13 protein-coding genes and 1 pseudogene are annotated in these 16,313 nt (G+C 67.4%); 3 read left to right on the forward strand and 11 right to left on the reverse strand.

Translation table 11 applies throughout. The features are described 5' to 3' along the window. Positions 1–563 precede the first annotated feature (563 nt). On the forward strand, positions 564–920 hold the full coding sequence (locus NV1_RS45260) for a class I SAM-dependent methyltransferase (protein ID WP_067900449.1): 357 nt from the start codon (positions 564–566) through the stop codon (positions 918–920). A 724-nt stretch (positions 921–1,644) separates the two neighbouring features. Here the strand turns inward: NV1_RS45260 and NV1_RS44055 are convergent. Next, positions 1,645–2,082 carry an ester cyclase gene (locus NV1_RS44055; RefSeq protein WP_067900452.1) on the reverse strand — a complete coding sequence of 146 codons (438 nt, stop codon included), beginning with the start codon at positions 2,080–2,082 and terminating at the stop codon, positions 1,645–1,647. A gap of 945 nt (positions 2,083–3,027) precedes the next feature. On the opposite strand from NV1_RS44055, the pseudogene NV1_RS47020 reads away from it, so the two are divergent. Next, positions 3,028–3,141: pseudogene (locus NV1_RS47020) on the forward strand (LuxR C-terminal-related transcriptional regulator); the annotation flags it as partial. Positions 3,142–3,498: 357 nt separating this feature from the next. Here NV1_RS47020 and NV1_RS42720 read toward each other — a convergent pair. The 9 genes from NV1_RS42720 to NV1_RS32820 all read right to left on the reverse strand — a co-directional run bounded on the left by NV1_RS42720 (position 3,499) and on the right by NV1_RS32820 (position 13,288). Then, positions 3,499–4,065: an SRPBCC family protein gene (locus tag NV1_RS42720; RefSeq protein ID WP_084526119.1), complete on the reverse strand. Its 567-nt coding sequence runs from the start codon at positions 4,063–4,065 to the stop codon at positions 3,499–3,501. Further along, positions 4,065–4,379, reverse strand: coding sequence for an ArsR/SmtB family transcription factor (locus tag NV1_RS42725; protein ID WP_084526121.1), 315 nt, complete (start codon positions 4,377–4,379; stop codon positions 4,065–4,067). Before NV1_RS42725 ends, NV1_RS42720 begins: the two co-directional genes overlap by 1 nt. A gap of 332 nt (positions 4,380–4,711) precedes the next feature. Then, positions 4,712–5,704, reverse strand: coding sequence for a fatty acid desaturase family protein (locus NV1_RS32790; protein WP_067900458.1), 993 nt, complete (start codon positions 5,702–5,704; stop codon positions 4,712–4,714). A gap of 334 nt (positions 5,705–6,038) precedes the next feature. Further along, a complete protein-coding gene (locus tag NV1_RS32795) occupies positions 6,039–6,911 on the reverse strand; it encodes a hypothetical protein (RefSeq protein ID WP_067900461.1) in 873 nt (290 codons plus the stop codon). 219 nt (positions 6,912–7,130) lie between these two features. Beyond that, complete coding sequence (locus NV1_RS32800) at positions 7,131–7,952, reverse strand: YceI family protein (RefSeq protein WP_067900464.1); 822 nt, start codon at positions 7,950–7,952, stop codon at positions 7,131–7,133. Further along, positions 7,949–10,537 (reverse strand): MFS transporter, encoded by a 2,589-nt coding sequence (locus NV1_RS32805; RefSeq protein WP_067900467.1) that lies wholly within the window; start codon positions 10,535–10,537, stop codon positions 7,949–7,951. The genes NV1_RS32800 and NV1_RS32805 overlap by 4 nt, the downstream gene beginning before the upstream one ends. A gap of 13 nt (positions 10,538–10,550) precedes the next feature. After that, complete coding sequence (locus NV1_RS32810) at positions 10,551–11,084, reverse strand: MarR family winged helix-turn-helix transcriptional regulator (RefSeq protein WP_067900469.1); 534 nt, start codon at positions 11,082–11,084, stop codon at positions 10,551–10,553. Between the two features lie 407 nt (positions 11,085–11,491). Then, positions 11,492–11,770 (reverse strand): hypothetical protein, encoded by a 279-nt coding sequence (locus tag NV1_RS32815; protein ID WP_067900472.1) that lies wholly within the window; start codon positions 11,768–11,770, stop codon positions 11,492–11,494. A gap of 6 nt (positions 11,771–11,776) precedes the next feature. Next, positions 11,777–13,288 (reverse strand): hypothetical protein, encoded by a 1,512-nt coding sequence (locus NV1_RS32820; protein WP_067900474.1) that lies wholly within the window; start codon positions 13,286–13,288, stop codon positions 11,777–11,779. A 304-nt stretch (positions 13,289–13,592) separates the two neighbouring features. Between NV1_RS32820 and NV1_RS32825 the strand changes: the two genes are divergently transcribed. Further along, positions 13,593–14,336, forward strand: coding sequence for an SDR family NAD(P)-dependent oxidoreductase (locus NV1_RS32825; protein WP_067900477.1), 744 nt, complete (start codon positions 13,593–13,595; stop codon positions 14,334–14,336). 49 nt (positions 14,337–14,385) lie between these two features. Here the strand turns inward: NV1_RS32825 and fadD32 are convergent, their stop codons facing one another. Continuing rightward, positions 14,386–16,257, reverse strand: a complete 1,872-nt coding sequence (gene fadD32 / locus NV1_RS32830) for a long-chain-fatty-acid--AMP ligase FadD32 (RefSeq protein WP_157117525.1) — start codon at positions 16,255–16,257, stop codon at positions 14,386–14,388. Positions 16,258–16,313: the final 56 nt, after the last annotated feature.

The following is a 16,313-nucleotide window of genomic DNA, read 5'->3' on the forward strand; positions in this document are numbered from 1 at the left end:
GTCAGCCGGTGCGGATATGCTCCCTCGGCTGAGCGCCATGCAAGCGAGGCAAGGCGGCGATGCTGCTCCGGTATACCAGCCAGTGGATGCGGAGAATTCGCTCCTTCGACCCTTGGTAGCGCCCGAGACGTATAGGCGGTCCCGGGTCGGCCTGCGCAGGCGACAGGTCCGGGTTGCAGTGAGATTATCGGAGCGGCTGGACGGATGCGTCACCGACGACTCGACGGATGACACCAGACACCGTGTCTGACATACTGATTCCCGACAAATTCCGGCGTCACCTGGGACCTACGGGACGATCAGGTCTGTGGTTCGGACGCCGGATCTTTCGCTGTGTTGTTCGTCGGTGCTGTCCTATGGGCTGTGGTTTGCGTGGTTCGGGTGAGCCGGTAGCTTTGGGTGCCTTCAGGCAAGAACGCACTCTTCTGCCGCATACCGGGCGATCGGTTACCTCGTAATCGTTTGATCGACAGGCGATCTCACGGTCAAACCGATGACCGGTTGACCAGCGCGCGGTTCGAGGTATTCGGCCATGCGTTGTCGATGATCGTTACAGTGTTGTCGTGAACCTGCTTTCACGCATCGACCGGTTCAACCGTCGGCATCCTTGGAGTCACAACGACTTCTATGGTGGCTGGGTGGCCGACAAAGTGGGTTCCAGCGGAGCCCGGCGTGTGCTCGATATCGGCTGTGGCACAGGGAATCTGATCGATCGACTGCGGACGCGAGTCGACCACGTCACCGGAATCGAGCCCGATCCCGCAACAGCACACTTCGCTGCAACCCGCTTCAGCAAGGCCGAGTCCGTCGTGATCGAGCAGGTTCGATTCGACCAGTTCCGATCGACCGGCGAATGGGACGCGATAACACTGGTCGCCAGCCTTCACCATCTCCCACTGACTGAGACCTGCGCGAGCTGAACCGGCGCCTGTCCCCGAGTGGACGACTGGTCATCATCGACCGCTTCCGGGAATCGACCCCGATCGATCACGCAACAGGTTCGCTGCCGTGGCAGCGAACTGATCGCCGGGGTGGCGGGTTGATTCGAAGATTGCTCGCCGGCAACTACGCGCCCACGCCAGAGTCCTGGATGAACCTGTCGACGCCCGACATGCGCCTCTCGGCGAGTGGTCGCTCGTGGCGACAAAGGGGATGCGGCCCGAGGCTGTCCGGACGCCGACAGCCCTTTACAACTCCACCACCTGGGCGGCTATTCCGGTGGCGGATGTGACCCGGCCCGCGGGCCGCGCCTGGGGGCCGCAGGGCGTAGGCGGACACGAGCTGGTCGGTCAGGTGCAGCGGCGGCTGGGCCCCTGCACCCGGCCGGGACTATCCTCGGCAGGTCCCTACCTCCCCGTAGAAAGTGCCTCCCCCGCCGAAACGGCCGCTGTCATGCCCAGCTTCCCACCCGGACGAGCTGACCCCCGCTCGCCGTGCGCGAGGTGTGGACCGCCAGTCTCAACCCCGGCCGCCGCCCTCACGATCCCGCTCGACGGCGTCGGCCTCGGCGGAATCGCCGTCGCGCAAGATTGGTGGGATCGGGCATTGCCTTTGCCCTGTGCCGCGAGATGGCCGGGGCCGCGGCCGGATCGGCCGCGCCGTGCTCGAGTACGCGCGCCGCGACAGCGTCGAGCCGGGCCCGGGTCAGCCGATGATGCCGAGTTGCTGCAAGTGGGCGACGTCGTCGCGCACACCCCAGTGCTCGACGACCTTGCCCTCGGCGTCGAAGCGCATCCAATGGATCTGCCGGAACCGGAACTCCCGCCCGGACGGCTCGTGCCCCATGAATGGGCCCAGGTGGGTACCGACGTACCAATTGCGCATCACCACGACGTCGCCGGCGGCGACCATGTCCTCGATCTCGGTCCGGGCGTCGGGAAATGCGGAGCGCAACATGGTGATCAGTCCACGGATCGGATCGATCCCGACCTGATGCGCGGACGGTGCGGTGTGGTTGATCACCTCCGGCGCGAACGCCTCGTCCAAGACATCCAAGCGACCCTGGTCGAAGGCCTCCTGATAGATGCGTCGCATGGTGTTGATGTTGCGTTCGGTGGTGGTGGTGTTCGCTATCTCGATCATGGCTACGACGCTAGGAACGCGGCGCGCGAGCGCCCATCCCAGAAAGCTGGGATCCGTTCCGCCGGGCCGTCCGCTTACGCTCGTGTCATGACCGAGGGACCTGTCGATCGCGTCCGGCGTGCCGTGTTGCGGAGTTCGCACGGCACGGCTGATCTGCGCGCCTTCCGGACCGAGGTGGACCGGGTACTGGCAGGCGCGGTGGGATGGGATGCGGCCGCATGGTCGACTACCGATCCGGCGACCCTGCTGTTCACCAGTTGCATACTGATCGGCTTGCCGGAGGATTACGAGCGCGAACAGCGCCTGTTCGACCTCGAGTTCCGTACCGACGATCACAATCAGTTCCGCGAGCTGGCCCGGGCGAAGACACCCGCGGCCGGGCTGTGCGAGACAACCGGTGGCGCCCCGGAATCCTCGCTGCGGTGGCGGGAACTACTGCAGCCGCTCGGGATCAGCGACGAATTGCGCGCGGTGTTCCGCGACCGCGACGACTGCTGGGGCACGCTGGTGGCATATCGGCGTGGCGGAGCACCGTTCACGGCCGCCGACGTGGAGCTGGTCGCGGCCGTCACCCCCCTCATCGCCGACGGCCTGCGCCGATGCATGCTCCGCGACGCGGCCACCGTGCCACCGGCCGCGCCGCCGCCTCGGGACGCGCCCGGTGTTCTGCTCGCCGACGCGGTGGGCCGGATCGTCGAGACCACCGCGCAGGCGCAGCGGTGGCTGTCCCGCATCGCCGATCCGGATACGGTCCCGAGCGCGGTGCGCTCGGTCGCGGCGGCAGCACGAGCGGCAGCGGCGGGTGACGCGGACCTGCCGGCACAGGCACGGTTGCCCTGTCGCGACGGCGGCTGGCTGCTGCTGCACGGCTCGTCGCTCGTCGCCGATGCCGAACGTGTGGCGATCGTCGTCGAGTCCGCCCGCCAAGCCCAATTGGCCGATGTGATGGTGCGCGCCTACGGCTTGACCCCGAGGGAACGCGAGATCACCGAGTTGATCCTGCACGGACTGTCCACCGCCGACATCGCCGCCCGCCTGCACATCACTGCGTACACGGTGCAGGACCATCTCAAGTCGATCCTCGCCAAAGCCGATGTCACCAGCCGCCGTGACCTGGTCGCCGAGCTGTACGGCAGGCACTATGCGCCCACGACGCGAACCGGCGCCCTGCCCAGCCCGTACGGGTGGTATCCACGATTCGGCTCGGACCAGCCGTTGTTCATCACTTTCGCGGCGGCGGCTCGGCGGTCGCCGGAATTCACGACCCGCTGTGCTCAGTGCTCGTGCTCGGCGCAGGTCGGCGACTCGATCGGATCCTCGCCCGTTCGAGTCAGCACACGCGAACCAGCTCGGGCCGGCCCCCTGTTCAACGCGTCCGCAGCGCCCAACGCTTACCGGATTCGCCGCAAGCCGCGCTCAGCGCCGACCGTCGCCGGACATCGGCGGTTCGATCGGTTCCACACCCAATTCGGCCGAATACTCGCGATTCAGTTCGGACCAGCCGTTGTTCATCGCGGCCGCGCCGACGATCGGGCCGATCGGCGTACCGGCGAGCAGCAGCGCGGCGACGTCCAGGCACAGGTGCCAGCCCGCGGCCATCATGCCGGCCTGGGCGCGATCGGACAGCTGATGTGTCAGTCGAAGGCTTGTGCCGCTGCCGGTTTCGCTCAGCTCCCAGCGCAACAACTCGCCGCTCCAGGTGTATTCGAGCAGATGTGGCCGATCGATATACGAAACCTCGCCCGGCAGTTCGAGTTTCGACTCACCGTCGATCATGATCAGGGTGACCGGCCCGAGGGCGTCGAGCGCGCGATCGGCGGTGTAGGGCGCCCATTCGGCCAGCTCCGCCGGATCGGTCAGGGCCGACCAGACCGATTCGGGGACGTGCGGGAAATCGCGGGTGAACACCAGCGACCACTGCTCGCCGTCGTTCACGAGTTCGACCGGATGCGGGGGGCTTGGCCGATAGGACTGCGTGCTCATCAGGGCCGATCCTTTCTGTCGAGATGTCGCCCGAGGGCGTCGAGGTGGTGCTGCCACAGCCGCAGATACGGCGAGAGCCAACCGTCCAACTCCTGGAACGGGCCGGGAACCAGGCGATAGACCCGCCGCTGCGCCGCCACCTCGCAGGTGACGAAACCCGCATCGCGCAGCACCTTCAGATGTTTGGACACCGTCGGCTGGGACAACTCCAGCCGATCAACGAGCTCGCCGACGGTGGCCTGGCCGGTCCGCAGCTGGTCGAGTATCCGCCGACGCTGCGGCTCGGCGACCACGGAGAACGGATCGGCTGCCACGCCCCTAATATACGTCATGACGTATATACGTGCAATGGAATATACGCACGGTGCCAACGGTGCCGGGTGAGCCGAATTTCGATTGAGCACGCGCTTCCCGGCGAGCCACGACCGACAAGGCATCCAGGCGGCACGCCGGACCGCCCGATCGCCCCCGCCGCCGGATTCCGGCGGCGGCCGCAGCGCATTCCACCCGAGGCGGTGCGCACGCTGCCGCGGTTGCCACGAGTGTGTGGACTGCCCCGGCTCGCCGGAGGTAGTCACCGAGAGCACGACTGATCACCGCGCCGTTTACACCGCGGGCGCGCGACGCGACGGTATCGCTCGGGCGATCACCCAGCGTGTTTGCCGACCTCGTGCAGATGTCGCAACGCCTGGGCGTACGACTCCAGCAATCCGGTCTCGCAATACGGCACTCCCCGCTCGGCGCAGAACCGGATCACCAGTGGCCGGACCCGGCGCAGGTTGGGCCGGGGCATGGACGGGAACAGGTGATGTTCGATCTGATAGTTCAACCCGCCCATGGCGATATCGATGACACGTCCACCGCGAACGTTGCGGGAGGTCAGCACCTGACGACGCAGGAAGTCCGTGGCCTGTTCCTCCCCGAGCACCGCCATCCCCTTGTGGTTCGGCGCGAAGGTGCAGCCCATGAACAACCCGAACAGCCCCTGGTGCACGGCAATGAATGCCAGCGCCTTGCCCGGCGGCAGCACCGCCGCCACGAGGGCGAGATAACCGACCGCATGCGCGGCCAGCAGCGCCGCCTCCCGGCCCCGATGCCGGATCGGCCAGCCGAGCAGCGCCCGGACGCTCGCCCCGTGCAGACTCGCGCCCTCCAGCAACAACATCGGGAAGAACAGCCGCGCCTGATGACGGAAGATCCACCGCCGCAGACCGCGCCCGGCCCCCGCGCGGCCCCCGGAGTGGGCCAGCACGCCCATGATGTCCGGATCGGCCCCCTCGGTGTTGGGGTGGGCGTGGTGCCGGTTGTGATTGCTGGTCCACCAGCCGATACTCACCCCGATACAGAGATTTCCGGCGATCAGACCGAACAGGTGGTTCGCCCGCCGGGTGCGGAAGATCTGCCGGTGGCCGGCATCGTGCCCCAGGAAGGCGAACTGGGTGAACACGACGGCCAATACCGCGGCGATGCCCAGTTGCCACCAGGAGTCACCCACCACGACGAAGGCGCCCCACCCGGCCACCAGTGCCGCCATCGCGATGGCGCCGAGCCCGGCGTAATAGCCCACCCGCCGCTCGAGCAGTCCGGCGCTGCGCACCCGCCGCGCCAACACCGCATACTCACTGCCCCGATCCGTCATCGAATCAGATTGCGCCACAACACTTTCGACCGGCACGCCAGCTTCCGCACCAGACCGCAGCGCAACTCCACCCGCTGGATACTCCATTACCACGCGCGTCCGCCGTTCTGCTCCGACTCGGTTCTCCAGGATCTTCGCCACCACGCCCGACGGCCCCGTCCGGCAGCGCGCGGTCTGTCGCGGCCGACCGACCGCGCTCGCGGCTCGCATACTCGGACAACAGCATCCCTCGACGAACCGTCCAGCAGGTGAACGGGTACCTGAGGCGACGTCACATCTGTGCGACGACCCGAGCCCGATTCCGCGGCGTCCATCCCGCCCGGCTCCACCACGATCATCCGGCCACCCCCGGGCCGGCAACGCCCCCGGGCACCGGGACGGCCGCGGGCGGGCTCGCGCGCGGAATCACCCGGGCGAGGACATCGAGATACGGACGTGCGGCGATCGTGCGAAACGCCGCGTCCTCGAGTTCGGCTCGGGCGAGGTCGTCGTAGACCAAGGACAGACATGCCTCCACCAAACCGTCGTAGTGAACGCCGAGAATACCGTCGCTCAGCCCGTCGGCGTCATCCCCCGGGTTGACCTCCGCGACCACCGCCTTGCGGTTCGCCATCAGATAGGTCACTCGCACCGACTCCAGCACCGACATCCATTCGTGGGAGTGCAGACACAGCACAACTTTCGACCGTGCGATATCCGGATCGAGCCGAGGGCCGTAGGCGTCGTGCACCCAGCGGACCCGCAATCCGGCTTCCCGGAGCAGCTCGAGTATCCGGGCGCGGCGCGGCGTGCGCTTGCCGTAGAACAGCACATCCGTCGAGGTTTCCGTGGACGGGAGCAACCGTCTTTGCACCGGATGAAAGCCCGGCGGAACGTAGTGCGCCGTCACGTCGTAACGCCGCAACTGCTCGATGTTGCGGCGGTTGTAGTCCCACACCAGGTGCCGCCGCAGCAGATCCACCGGAACCATGCCCGAGGCCACCATGTTGTCCGTGACCGGCTCCAGCTGGTACACGATGCACGGCTCCGAAAATGCCTGGGGCGCAAGGTAGTAACCGAAGACGATATTGATCCGGCGGGGATCGAAGCCGCCGAGATCGACCACCGCATGTCCCAGATCCCGCAGGGTATGCCCCAGCACGGCCATCAGGTCGTCGAAACACGGCGTCACCAACGCCGGATCCGACAGTGTGACATTGAATTCCACGCCTACTCCGGCTTCATCTCACCGGATCCGCCATCCGGTGTTCGCCCCGACCCGAACTCGCTCCCGGCATGTGGTGATCCTCGGCATCGAGCGGACATCTCGCGCCTCAGCGTATTGAGCGCGGGGCGCGACCGGTTCACCGATAGTGGGAAGTGCGACGGGCCGCAGAGCGTTGGGCCGCCTCGGTTCGGAAACCGAGGCGGCCCAATGGAATTCGCTCTACATCTGAGGCAGTGACTCACCCTGGACGAGTTCGATGTCGAGATCGATCTTCACCGCGGTACCGACCGCGGCGATACCCGCGCGCACCATGGCGTTGTAGTCGATCGCGAAATCGTTGCGGTGCAACTGCATCTCGGCGTGGAACGCCGCGCGCACACCGCCCCACGGGTCGGGCCCATAGCCGCCGTAGGTGATGTCCAGCTCGACCGGGCGGACCTGGCCGTGCAGGGTCAACTCGCCCGGCATCACCAGTTTGTCACCGCCGACGCGGCGGAAACCGCTGCCGCTGAACGAGATCACCGGATACTTCTCGGCGTCCAGGAAGTCCGACGACCGCAGGTGGTCGTCGCGCATTCCGATGCCGGTATCGATGCTCGCGGTCTTGATCTCGGCGAAACCCGTCGAATTCTCCAGGGTCTCGGCGATGTCGAGCCGACCGCTCACCTCCGCGAAGCGCGCCTTGATACTCGCGATACCCAGGTGCCGCGCGGTCGCGATCACCGTCGAGTGCACCGGGTCGATGGTCCACGGACCCGCCGGCGGAGCCGGATTGGTCCCCGCCTCCGGAGCCAGGACGATCTGGCCCAGCCGGCCGGAACCGTCCCCGCCGACCCGGGCCACCTGTGCCACCGGCTGGTAGCCCGGCGCGGTGATGATGGCGGTGCACACGCCCGCGGGCAGTGGCTCGGTGGCCACCTCCCCGGTCGCTCCGGCGGTCGCCCGGGCGAGCTGACGGCCGCTCAGATCGGTTACCGTCAGCACCGCGTCCGGTACCGGCCACCCCTCGGCGGTGTGAATACGTGCCGTCAATCCACTCATGACTGCTTCGTCGCCTCCTCGTAGCCGAGCCGCACATCGTGGTTGATCTCGCCGCCGGCGACGGTGACCTGACTGGTCACCGGCGGGTAGCCGCTGGCCACCACGGTGTACTCACCCTCGGGCAGATCGGACACCAGGTAGTGGCCCTCCGCATCGGTGCGCGCGGTGGCGACCGGCGTCCCGCCGGCGTCCAGCACCGTCACCTGCGCATCCGGCACCGCGCGCCCGTTGGCCCAGGCCGCACCGGACAGCACCGTCATCGGCGAGAGTTCGATGTCGTGCCGCAGCAGACCACTCTCGGGCACGGTCAAGGTCAGCGCGTTGGGCCGCATGTGATCGGCGACGGCGACCAGGGTGTAGATGCCGGATACCACGCCGTGGCAGACGTATGCGCCGTCCTGACCGGTGACCGCCGCACCGACGACCTCGCCGCGCATATCGGTCAGGGTCACCGTCGCCGAGGGCAGCGGCTCACCGCGCCCGGCCGAACGCACCACGCCCGACAGTTCACCCGAACCCTGCAGAGCCACGTCCAGCGACTGCGATCCATTGCCGACGGTCACGTTGACCGCCGACGGCTGATGCCCGCCGGCCGAGACGATCAGCACATAGCTGCCGGACGCGGGCGCACCGATCGTGTAACCGCCCTCGGCGTCACCGATCGCCCGGGACACCTGGTGACCGCGCGTATCGATCAGCGTGAGCGCGGCACCGGCCACCGGCCGCCCGTCCTCGCGTCTGATCCGACCGCCGATCGTGCGAACCTCGCCATCCGCCGAGGCGAATCCGGCCGACGAACTCCTTATGGCCATCTGTGACACCGCCGTTCCATTCGTATGCGCAGCCGAGCCGTTGCCATTGCGCGAGATCGCGGCATGCCTGCCCGCGACCGCACCGGCCAGCACCGGCTCCGGCTCGGAGAGTGCCTGTGCCGCGCCCTCCCAGACCTGACTTTCCTCCCATGAACCCGTGGTTGCGTCGACCGGCTCATCGGCCGGCGGCGCGGAGGCCTTGGGGTCCGCCAGCGGGATCTCCTTCATGAACAGCAGCACCAGGCAGGCCACCAGCCCGACCCCGGCCGCGGCGTAGAACACGCCGTGCAGGGAGTTCGTGAAACCGATCAGAATCGGATCCTTGACCATCGCCGGGAGATTGGCGATGCCGCTGGTGTTGCTCTGGATGCTGCCGAGCTTGGAGGTATCGAACCCGGCCGGCAGGTGACCGCCGAAAGCATCGATGATCTTGTGCGGCAGCAGGTTGAACATGATCGTCAGGAAGACCGCGACACCCAGCGTGCCGCCCATCTGCCGGAAGAAGGTCGCCGACGCGGTGGACACACCCATATCGGAGCGCGGGCCCGCGTTCTGCGCGGCGATGATCAACGTCTGCATACAGCAGCCCAGACCGAGGCCGATGACGGCGCTGTACAGCAGCGGCTGCCAGATCGCGCTGTCGTAGTGCACCTGCGCGTAGAGCAGTGCGCCCAGCGCGATGACGAACGTGCCGACCACCGGCAGCACCTTGTACCGTCCGGTGAACCGGGTGACCTGTCCGGAGATCAGCGACCCGATCATGATGCCCGCCACCAGCGGCAGCATCAGCAGACCCGCCGTGGTCGGCGAGTAGTCACGCACCACCTGCCAGTACAGCGGGACCATGGAGATCGCGCCGAACATCGCGACACCGACGATGAACCCGCCCGCGATGACGACGCTGAAGGTCGAGTTCTTGAACAGCCGCAGCGGGATCAGCGCTGCATCCTTCATCAGGTACTCGATGAAGATGAACAGGATCAGGCCGACCGCGCCGATGGCATAGCAGATGATCGACTTGCTGTCGCCCCAGCCCCAGCCTCGGCCCTGTTCCGCCACGATCAACAGCGGAACCACACATATCGCGAGCGCTATCGCGCCGAACCAGTCGACCTTGTGATTCTGCCTTCGATGCGGCACATTCAGCACCCGGGCCACCACACCCAGGGCGATGACGCCGATCGGCACGTTCACCAGGAACACCCAGCGCCAGCCCTCGAGGCCCCACAGGTGATCGAAGCCGGAGAACCAGCCGCCGAGCACCGGTCCGAGCACCGTGGAGATGCCGAACACCATCATGAAGTAGCCCTGGTAGCGCACGCGCTCACGGGCCGGGACGATGTCACCGATGATGGTCATCGCCAGCGACATCAGACCACCGGCGCCCAGGCCCTGGAAGGCACGGAATCCGGCCAGTTCGTACATCGAGGTGGCGAACGTACAGGCCGCCGAACCGATGACGAAGATGCCGATCGCGGTGAGGAAGAACGGCTTGCGGCCGTAGATGTCGGCCAGTTTGCCGTACAGCGGAGTGCTGATGGTCGCGGTGATCAGATAGGCGGTGGTCGCCCAGGCCTGCTGGTCGAAGCCGTGCAGGCTGTTGGCGATCCGAACGATCGCCACGCTCACGATGTTCTGATCCAGCGCCGCCAGGAACATGCCCAGCAGCAGGCCCGACAGCACCGTCAGAACCTGGCGGTGGGAGAGGAACGTACTCTCTTCCTCCACTGGTCCGGACCGAGCCACCGGCGCCTCGGTTGTCGAAGTCGTCATAATTGTTCAAACCCTATTTCGGTTCGGCTGTACACAGCGATGGGGTTGCCTCGATATCGGCGTTGAGCCGGTCGAGAAGTGTGATGAGATCGGACCGCTCCGTCGCGGGCCAGTCGGCCAGGATTCCGGCGAGCCAGAGGTTCCGTTGCCGACGGGTCTCTTCGAAGACGCGCACTCCCTCCTCGGTGGCGGCGAGCACGCATGCGCGGCCGTCGACAGGATCCGCCCGGCGTTCGATCATGCCGTGCGTGACGAGGGATCGCGTCTGCCTGCTGATGGTGGAGATCTCGGCGTGCAGCTGCTCGGCGATCTTGCCGGTACGCAGCGGGCCGTCGTGGACGAGGCAGAACAGCACCGCGTACGCGAGCCTGTCCAGGCCGTCCGGGCCGTGCTTGGACATCTGTGTCTTCGCCCGGTTCAGTGCCCGCATGAACCGGACCAACTGGGTGCCGAGGCGATCGGCGTCGTCGAGAACGACGCTGCCGACGTTGCCGGCACTGCCGGAGACGACGGCGGATACCTCGGGCTCGAGGCCGACGGTGGTCACGGGGTTCACCTTCTCCCAATGAATCTGCAGACTTGGTTAGCGCATACAACTAGTTGCCAAAGCCAACTATACATACGCCCAGGCACCGAATCGCAAATCGATTACCGTGTCTTCGGCCTCCGCTCCGCTCCGGCGAGGCCGCGGCCCCCGAAGGGCCGTTTCTTCCCCCGCTTCGCTCCTCCGCTCCGGTCAGTCCAGAATCGACCCGGGCCGCAGCTCTCGAGCCGACGTTTTCCTCGGTCGGCGGAACTGCGCCACCGGGGGGCAACACTTCTCACCGCAGGATCGCACCGGTCCGTGGTCTACCGACACAGGTCATTCGTCACCGCCCGGCAAAAGGACGGACAACTGTTCAACATGAACGTGCCGCGACTTCATCCCGGTCGCTGCACCGGGACGCGGCTTCGCTACTCCGCCGGGATCTCCCGGGCCGCCTCGGCGACGAACCGGTGGACCAGGGCGAACGGCAGCGGCTGGTCGGTGAACGCGGTGAACACGAACTCTCCGGAGGCGTCCTGCTCGAACGCCTCGAGTACGATACCCCGCCCCGGCGAGGGGCCCACGTCCTCGAGTTCCCAGCCCAGGGTGGCCCGCTCACCGCTGTCGGTGACCCGCCATACGACGTAGTAGCGGCCGCCGTACTCCCACCGCGGCGAAACCGCTTGCGATAGCGCGGGTTCCGACATCGCGGCTCAGTCCGATCCGTCGGCGCGGAAGAACAGCACCCGATCGCCGTAATCGGCCAGCGCATGCGCCTGCCCGGCCTGCCGGATACCGCTGGTGGGCAGATTGGTGAGTTTGGAGAACGTCGCGGTGTTGCCGAACGCCGCGCGAACCTGGGTCTCCGAGGCGTAGTCCGCGCCGTAGTCGGCCAGCACCGCGAAGTTCAAGGGCGCCAAGGGTTTGTCCAGTGCGGGCTGCCCGGCGGGACGCCCCAGGGCGGCGTACTGGGCGGCGACGCCGTCGGCGTACCAGCACAGTTCGTAGGACATGTGCTCGGTGGTGTTCACCGTGATAACCGGCCAACGCTGCGAAAGCCGCAGGGCCAGAGGGTTTTTCCCGCTCGGGGTGAGTTCCCAGTACAGGCTGGCCACCGATATCCAGCTGCCGCCGCACCGTTCGACCAGCACCACGTCGTCACCGAGGCGCTCGGCGAGGTTCATCTCGGGATCTGGCATATGCCAATGGGTTTCGTGCACACCCTGGAAGGAGGTGCTCGTGGTGGGCTCCGCGCCGTCGGCCGCGTAGGCGGCGATGACCGCCGCGCGAACCTGGGCCACCGCATCGGGACTCGTACACCGCACCGCGATCGCGCCGAAGGAGGTCGCGATTTCCACCGGCTTGGACGGCAGATCCGGAAGCGCCCCGGCCGCAAGGGGTTTGAGACCGACCAGCCCGAGCTTCCAGTTGATCTCCTCGATCGTCGACAGGTCGCCGGAGGTCTGGTACAGGATCTGCTGCTGAGTCAGGTAACCCGCGCGCTCGAGCGTCTGGCACTCCAGCTTCCCGAGTGCCGCAACGGTTTTACCGGTGAAGTCGAGTTCGGCGATGGGCGTCGCGCGCAACCGGCTCGTCATCGGCTGGGTGGTCCAGGCCGAATACCGTTCCCGGTACATCGCCAGCGCCTGCTTGCGCGATCGGCCGATCATCAGCGTGCGCAGCAGCATGTTCAGGCTGGCCAGATAGTAGCGGCCCGACTGGTCGGGATCGGCCGCGAACAGGCCGGCGCGAATGCGCACCGCCTCGGCACTGGCGTCGACCGCCGCGGACGGGTCCAACCGGCACAGCCACACACCGCATTTGGACAGCCCGTCGGCGCAGACCGCGGCCGCGGCCGGATAGTTCCGCGCGACCTGGTGGTACGCGTCGCAAGCCTGCCGGATGGTGGAGGTCGCCAGCTCGCGGTGGCCGATCGTGCGTGCGGCCTCCTCGAACAGCCGCAGCGCCTCCTGCACCTGCCCGGCGAACTGGGCGGTGACCCGTCCGCGAATCAGCCAGCGCAGCCGGATCAGCACCGCCTCCTGAGCCGGTTCCAGCGCGGCCGGGGAACGATCCCGGTCCGAACCGTCCTGCTTGGTCGCGATCAGGGCGCGGGCGAATTCACACAGCGAGGCGGCCAGGCGCAGGTCCGCCTCGACCGAGCGCTCCTGGGTGGCGGCACGCCTGTCTTGCGCCACCTGGCGCTCGATGGTGCTCAGCTCCATCGCAATCCCAACTCCCGCATACCCTTCCACGCACGGTCGTCGAGCGGCCGCATCGTGCGGTGCCGAGTCTGCCACAGATCGCCGCCGGGCAGGGACCGGACCGGGTGCTGGCCTCGCCCGTCGGGGCCACTACGGGGACGACAGCCAGGGCGATGCGCGACGATCGCTCGCCCGGCCGTCGGCGATCACTCGGCCCGCCGTCGGCGATCGGCCGCCCCGGCCGATCGACCGCATGCGAATCCGTGTTAACTTCTCCACGAGTTCATCGCAGCACTACGCAACGCATCATCGAGAAGGCTGGGTCATGACGGTTGTTCGCAGCGCACTGGTCACCGGCGGCTCACGGGGTATCGGCGCCGAGGTCGCCCGCCGCCTGGCGGGGGAGGGATACGCGGTGACCGTCGCCGCGCGCACCCCCGAAACCCTCGACCGGACCGCGCGGGAAATCCATCAGGAGACCGGCGCGCAGATCCATCCGTTCGCGGCGAACCTGGCCGACGAGGCGCGGATCACCGAACTGGCCGAGGCGCACGCCGAGCGGTTCGGCGGCCTGGACTTGCTGGTGCTCAACGCCGGTACCGGCAGCGTAGGCGAGGTCGCGGAGCTGACCGCCAAGGCCCGCGACCGGATGCTGGACGTCAACTTCCGCGCCCCGCTCGCGCTGATCCAGGCGACGCTGCCGCTGTTGCGAAAGAGCGCCGAGGCCGACCCGCGGCGCGGGGCCAAGATCGTCGCACTGGCCTCGATCACCGGCGTCGCCGGGGAGCCGGGCCTGGCCCTCTACGGCGCCACCAAGGCGGCCCTGATCTCCCTGTGCGAGACGGTCTCGCTGGAGGAATCCGGGCGCGGCGTCAGCGCGACGGCGATCTCCCCCGGCTACGTCGACACCGATATGACCGCCTGGAAGCACGGTGAACTAGAGCCCTCGGCCATGCTCCCCACCGCCGACATCGCCGAGCTGGTGCTCGCGGTGTCGCGGCTGTCGGCCCGCGCCGTGGTGCCCAATATCGTCATCTCCCGCTCCGGCGATCAGCTCTGGCGTGCCTGAGACCGCGGCGCACCGGGGACATTCGTAGCCGGTCGGGCGCAGCCGGTCGCTACTCCGATTCGGCGTCCGGGAACACCCGCTGCCGCCGGCCGCCGCGCAGCGTCCCCTCGAGGTAGGCCGCCTTGCACGCCCGCCGCGCGATCTTGCCGCTGGAGGTGCGCGAAATGGATCCGGCCGGGACCAGCACCAGATCCCACACCGCCACACCGTGTTTGGCCGCGATCGCGGCGCGGACCACCTCCGCGATCGGCTCCGGCGCCAATTTCGCCGCGCCCGTGGCACGTTCGGCGACCACGACCAGATTCTCCGAACCCGCGGGCACTCCGGCCTCGCGTATCGCGGCGGGCAGTTCCTGCGCCGACACCGAGAACGCCGCCACGAATCCCGGCCGCAGCGCACTCGACGCCTCCTGCGCGGTCTGCTCGAGATCCTGCGGATAGTGGTTGCGCCCGTCCACGATCACCAGATCCTTGACCCGGCCGGTGATGTACAGCTCACCGTTGTAATAGGCGCCGAAATCGCCGGTGCGCATCCAATCCGCTTCCGGCGCAGTGCCTTCCGCGTGACTGTTCGGTTGCCGCGCGGCGATCCGGTTGCGGAAGGTCGCCTCGCTCTCCTGCTCTCGTCCCCAGTAGCCGATGCCCATGTTGTCCCCGTGCAACCAGATCTCGCCGACCTCGCCGTCGAGCCGCTCGGCCCCGGTCTCGGGATCCACGATCGTCGCCCACTGCGACCGCGCGACATATCCGCAGGACACCTGCGCGACCGCATTGTCCGCGGTCGGATCGATCTCGACCATGCGCCCGGCGTTGAGTTCGGCCCGGTCGACGTAGACGACCATCGCCTCGTCCTCGCGCTTGGTCGCCGAGACGAACAACGTCGCCTCCGCCATGCCGTAACACGGCTTCATCGCGGTCTTGGACAACCCGTACGGGGTGAACGCGTCGTTGAACTTCGTCATCGAACTCACCGACACCGGTTCGCTGCCGTTGATCAGGCCGATCACATTGGACAGATCCAGATCCTCGCCCGGTTTGGGCAGTCCCCGCACGGCCGCGTGCTCGTAGGCGAAATTCGGTGCGGCGGCGTAGGTCGACGCGCCGTCCGAGGCCGCGGCCAACTCCTTGATCCACCGGTACGGGCGGCGCACGAAGGCGCTCGGCGACATGATGGTGATGAACCCGCCGCCGACCACCGGCAGGATCACGCACAACAGCCCCATGTCGTGGAACATCGGCAGCCAGGTGACCCCGCGCGCGGTCTCGTCGATGCCGAGAGCGTCGATCATCTGCAGCAGGTTGGTTCCCACAGCGCGATGGGTGATCTCGACACCGGCGGGCACGCGCGTCGAGCCCGAGGTGTACTGCAGATAGGCCACGTCGTCGATCTCGAGGTCCGGGCGGGTCCAGCCCTCCCCGACGCTGTCCGGGATCGCGTCGACCGCGATGATCCGGGGACGCTGCGCGGCCGGGAGTTCGCGGAAGATCTCGCGCACCCGCGCCGCGGCCGAACTCGCGGTCAGGATCGCCGCGGGACGGCAGTCGCGCAGCACCGAATACACCCGGTCGGTATGTCCCAATTCTTCCGGATCGAACAGTGGCACACCGATATTGCCCGCGTAGACCGCCGCGAACATGGCCACCACGTAGTCCAGTCCCTGTGGCGCGAGGATCGCGACCCGATCGCCCGGCTTCGCCACTTGTTGCAGTCGCGCCGCGACCGCGCGCAGCCGCATGCCGAACTGGCCCCAGGTGAGCTCGAGGTACTCCCCGTCGCGCTCGCGCGAATAGTCGATGTAGCGGTAGGCGAGCTCGTCGGCACGCGACGCACTGTGCTTGTCGACGAAATCGATCATGGTCGCATCGCTGCGGATCGAAATATTGCCCTGCTCATCGAGATAGTCGTCAAAGGTCTCGCCGATCATTCCCTATCCTTTTTCACGCACGCCCAGCGGACGTGCGATGACAATCGAACACA

Origin of the sequence: Nocardia vaccinii NBRC 15922 (genome assembly GCF_001613305.1) — a bacterium.
GTDB lineage: Bacteria > Actinomycetota > Actinomycetes > Mycobacteriales > Mycobacteriaceae > Nocardia > Nocardia vaccinii.

Excerpts from the sequence above, each read along its gene's own strand:
- NV1_RS32815 (WP_067900472.1), bottom strand. The coding sequence starts at position 11,770 with ATGTCGGAACCCGCGCTATCGCAAGCGGTTTCGCCGCGGTGGGAGTAC.
- NV1_RS32825 (WP_067900477.1), top strand. The coding sequence starts at position 13,593 with ATGACGGTTGTTCGCAGCGCACTGGTCACCGGCGGCTCACGGGGTATC.
- NV1_RS42720 (WP_084526119.1), bottom strand. The coding sequence starts at position 4,065 with ATGAGCACGCAGTCCTATCGGCCAAGCCCCCCGCATCCGGTCGAACTC.
- NV1_RS32800 (WP_067900464.1), bottom strand. The coding sequence starts at position 7,952 with ATGAGTGGATTGACGGCACGTATTCACACCGCCGAGGGGTGGCCGGTA.
- NV1_RS44055 (WP_067900452.1), bottom strand. The coding sequence starts at position 2,082 with ATGATCGAGATAGCGAACACCACCACCACCGAACGCAACATCAACACC.
- NV1_RS32790 (WP_067900458.1), bottom strand. The coding sequence starts at position 5,704 with ATGACGGATCGGGGCAGTGAGTATGCGGTGTTGGCGCGGCGGGTGCGC.
- NV1_RS32805 (WP_067900467.1), bottom strand. The coding sequence starts at position 10,537 with ATGACGACTTCGACAACCGAGGCGCCGGTGGCTCGGTCCGGACCAGTG.
- NV1_RS32820 (WP_067900474.1), bottom strand. The coding sequence starts at position 13,288 with ATGGAGCTGAGCACCATCGAGCGCCAGGTGGCGCAAGACAGGCGTGCC.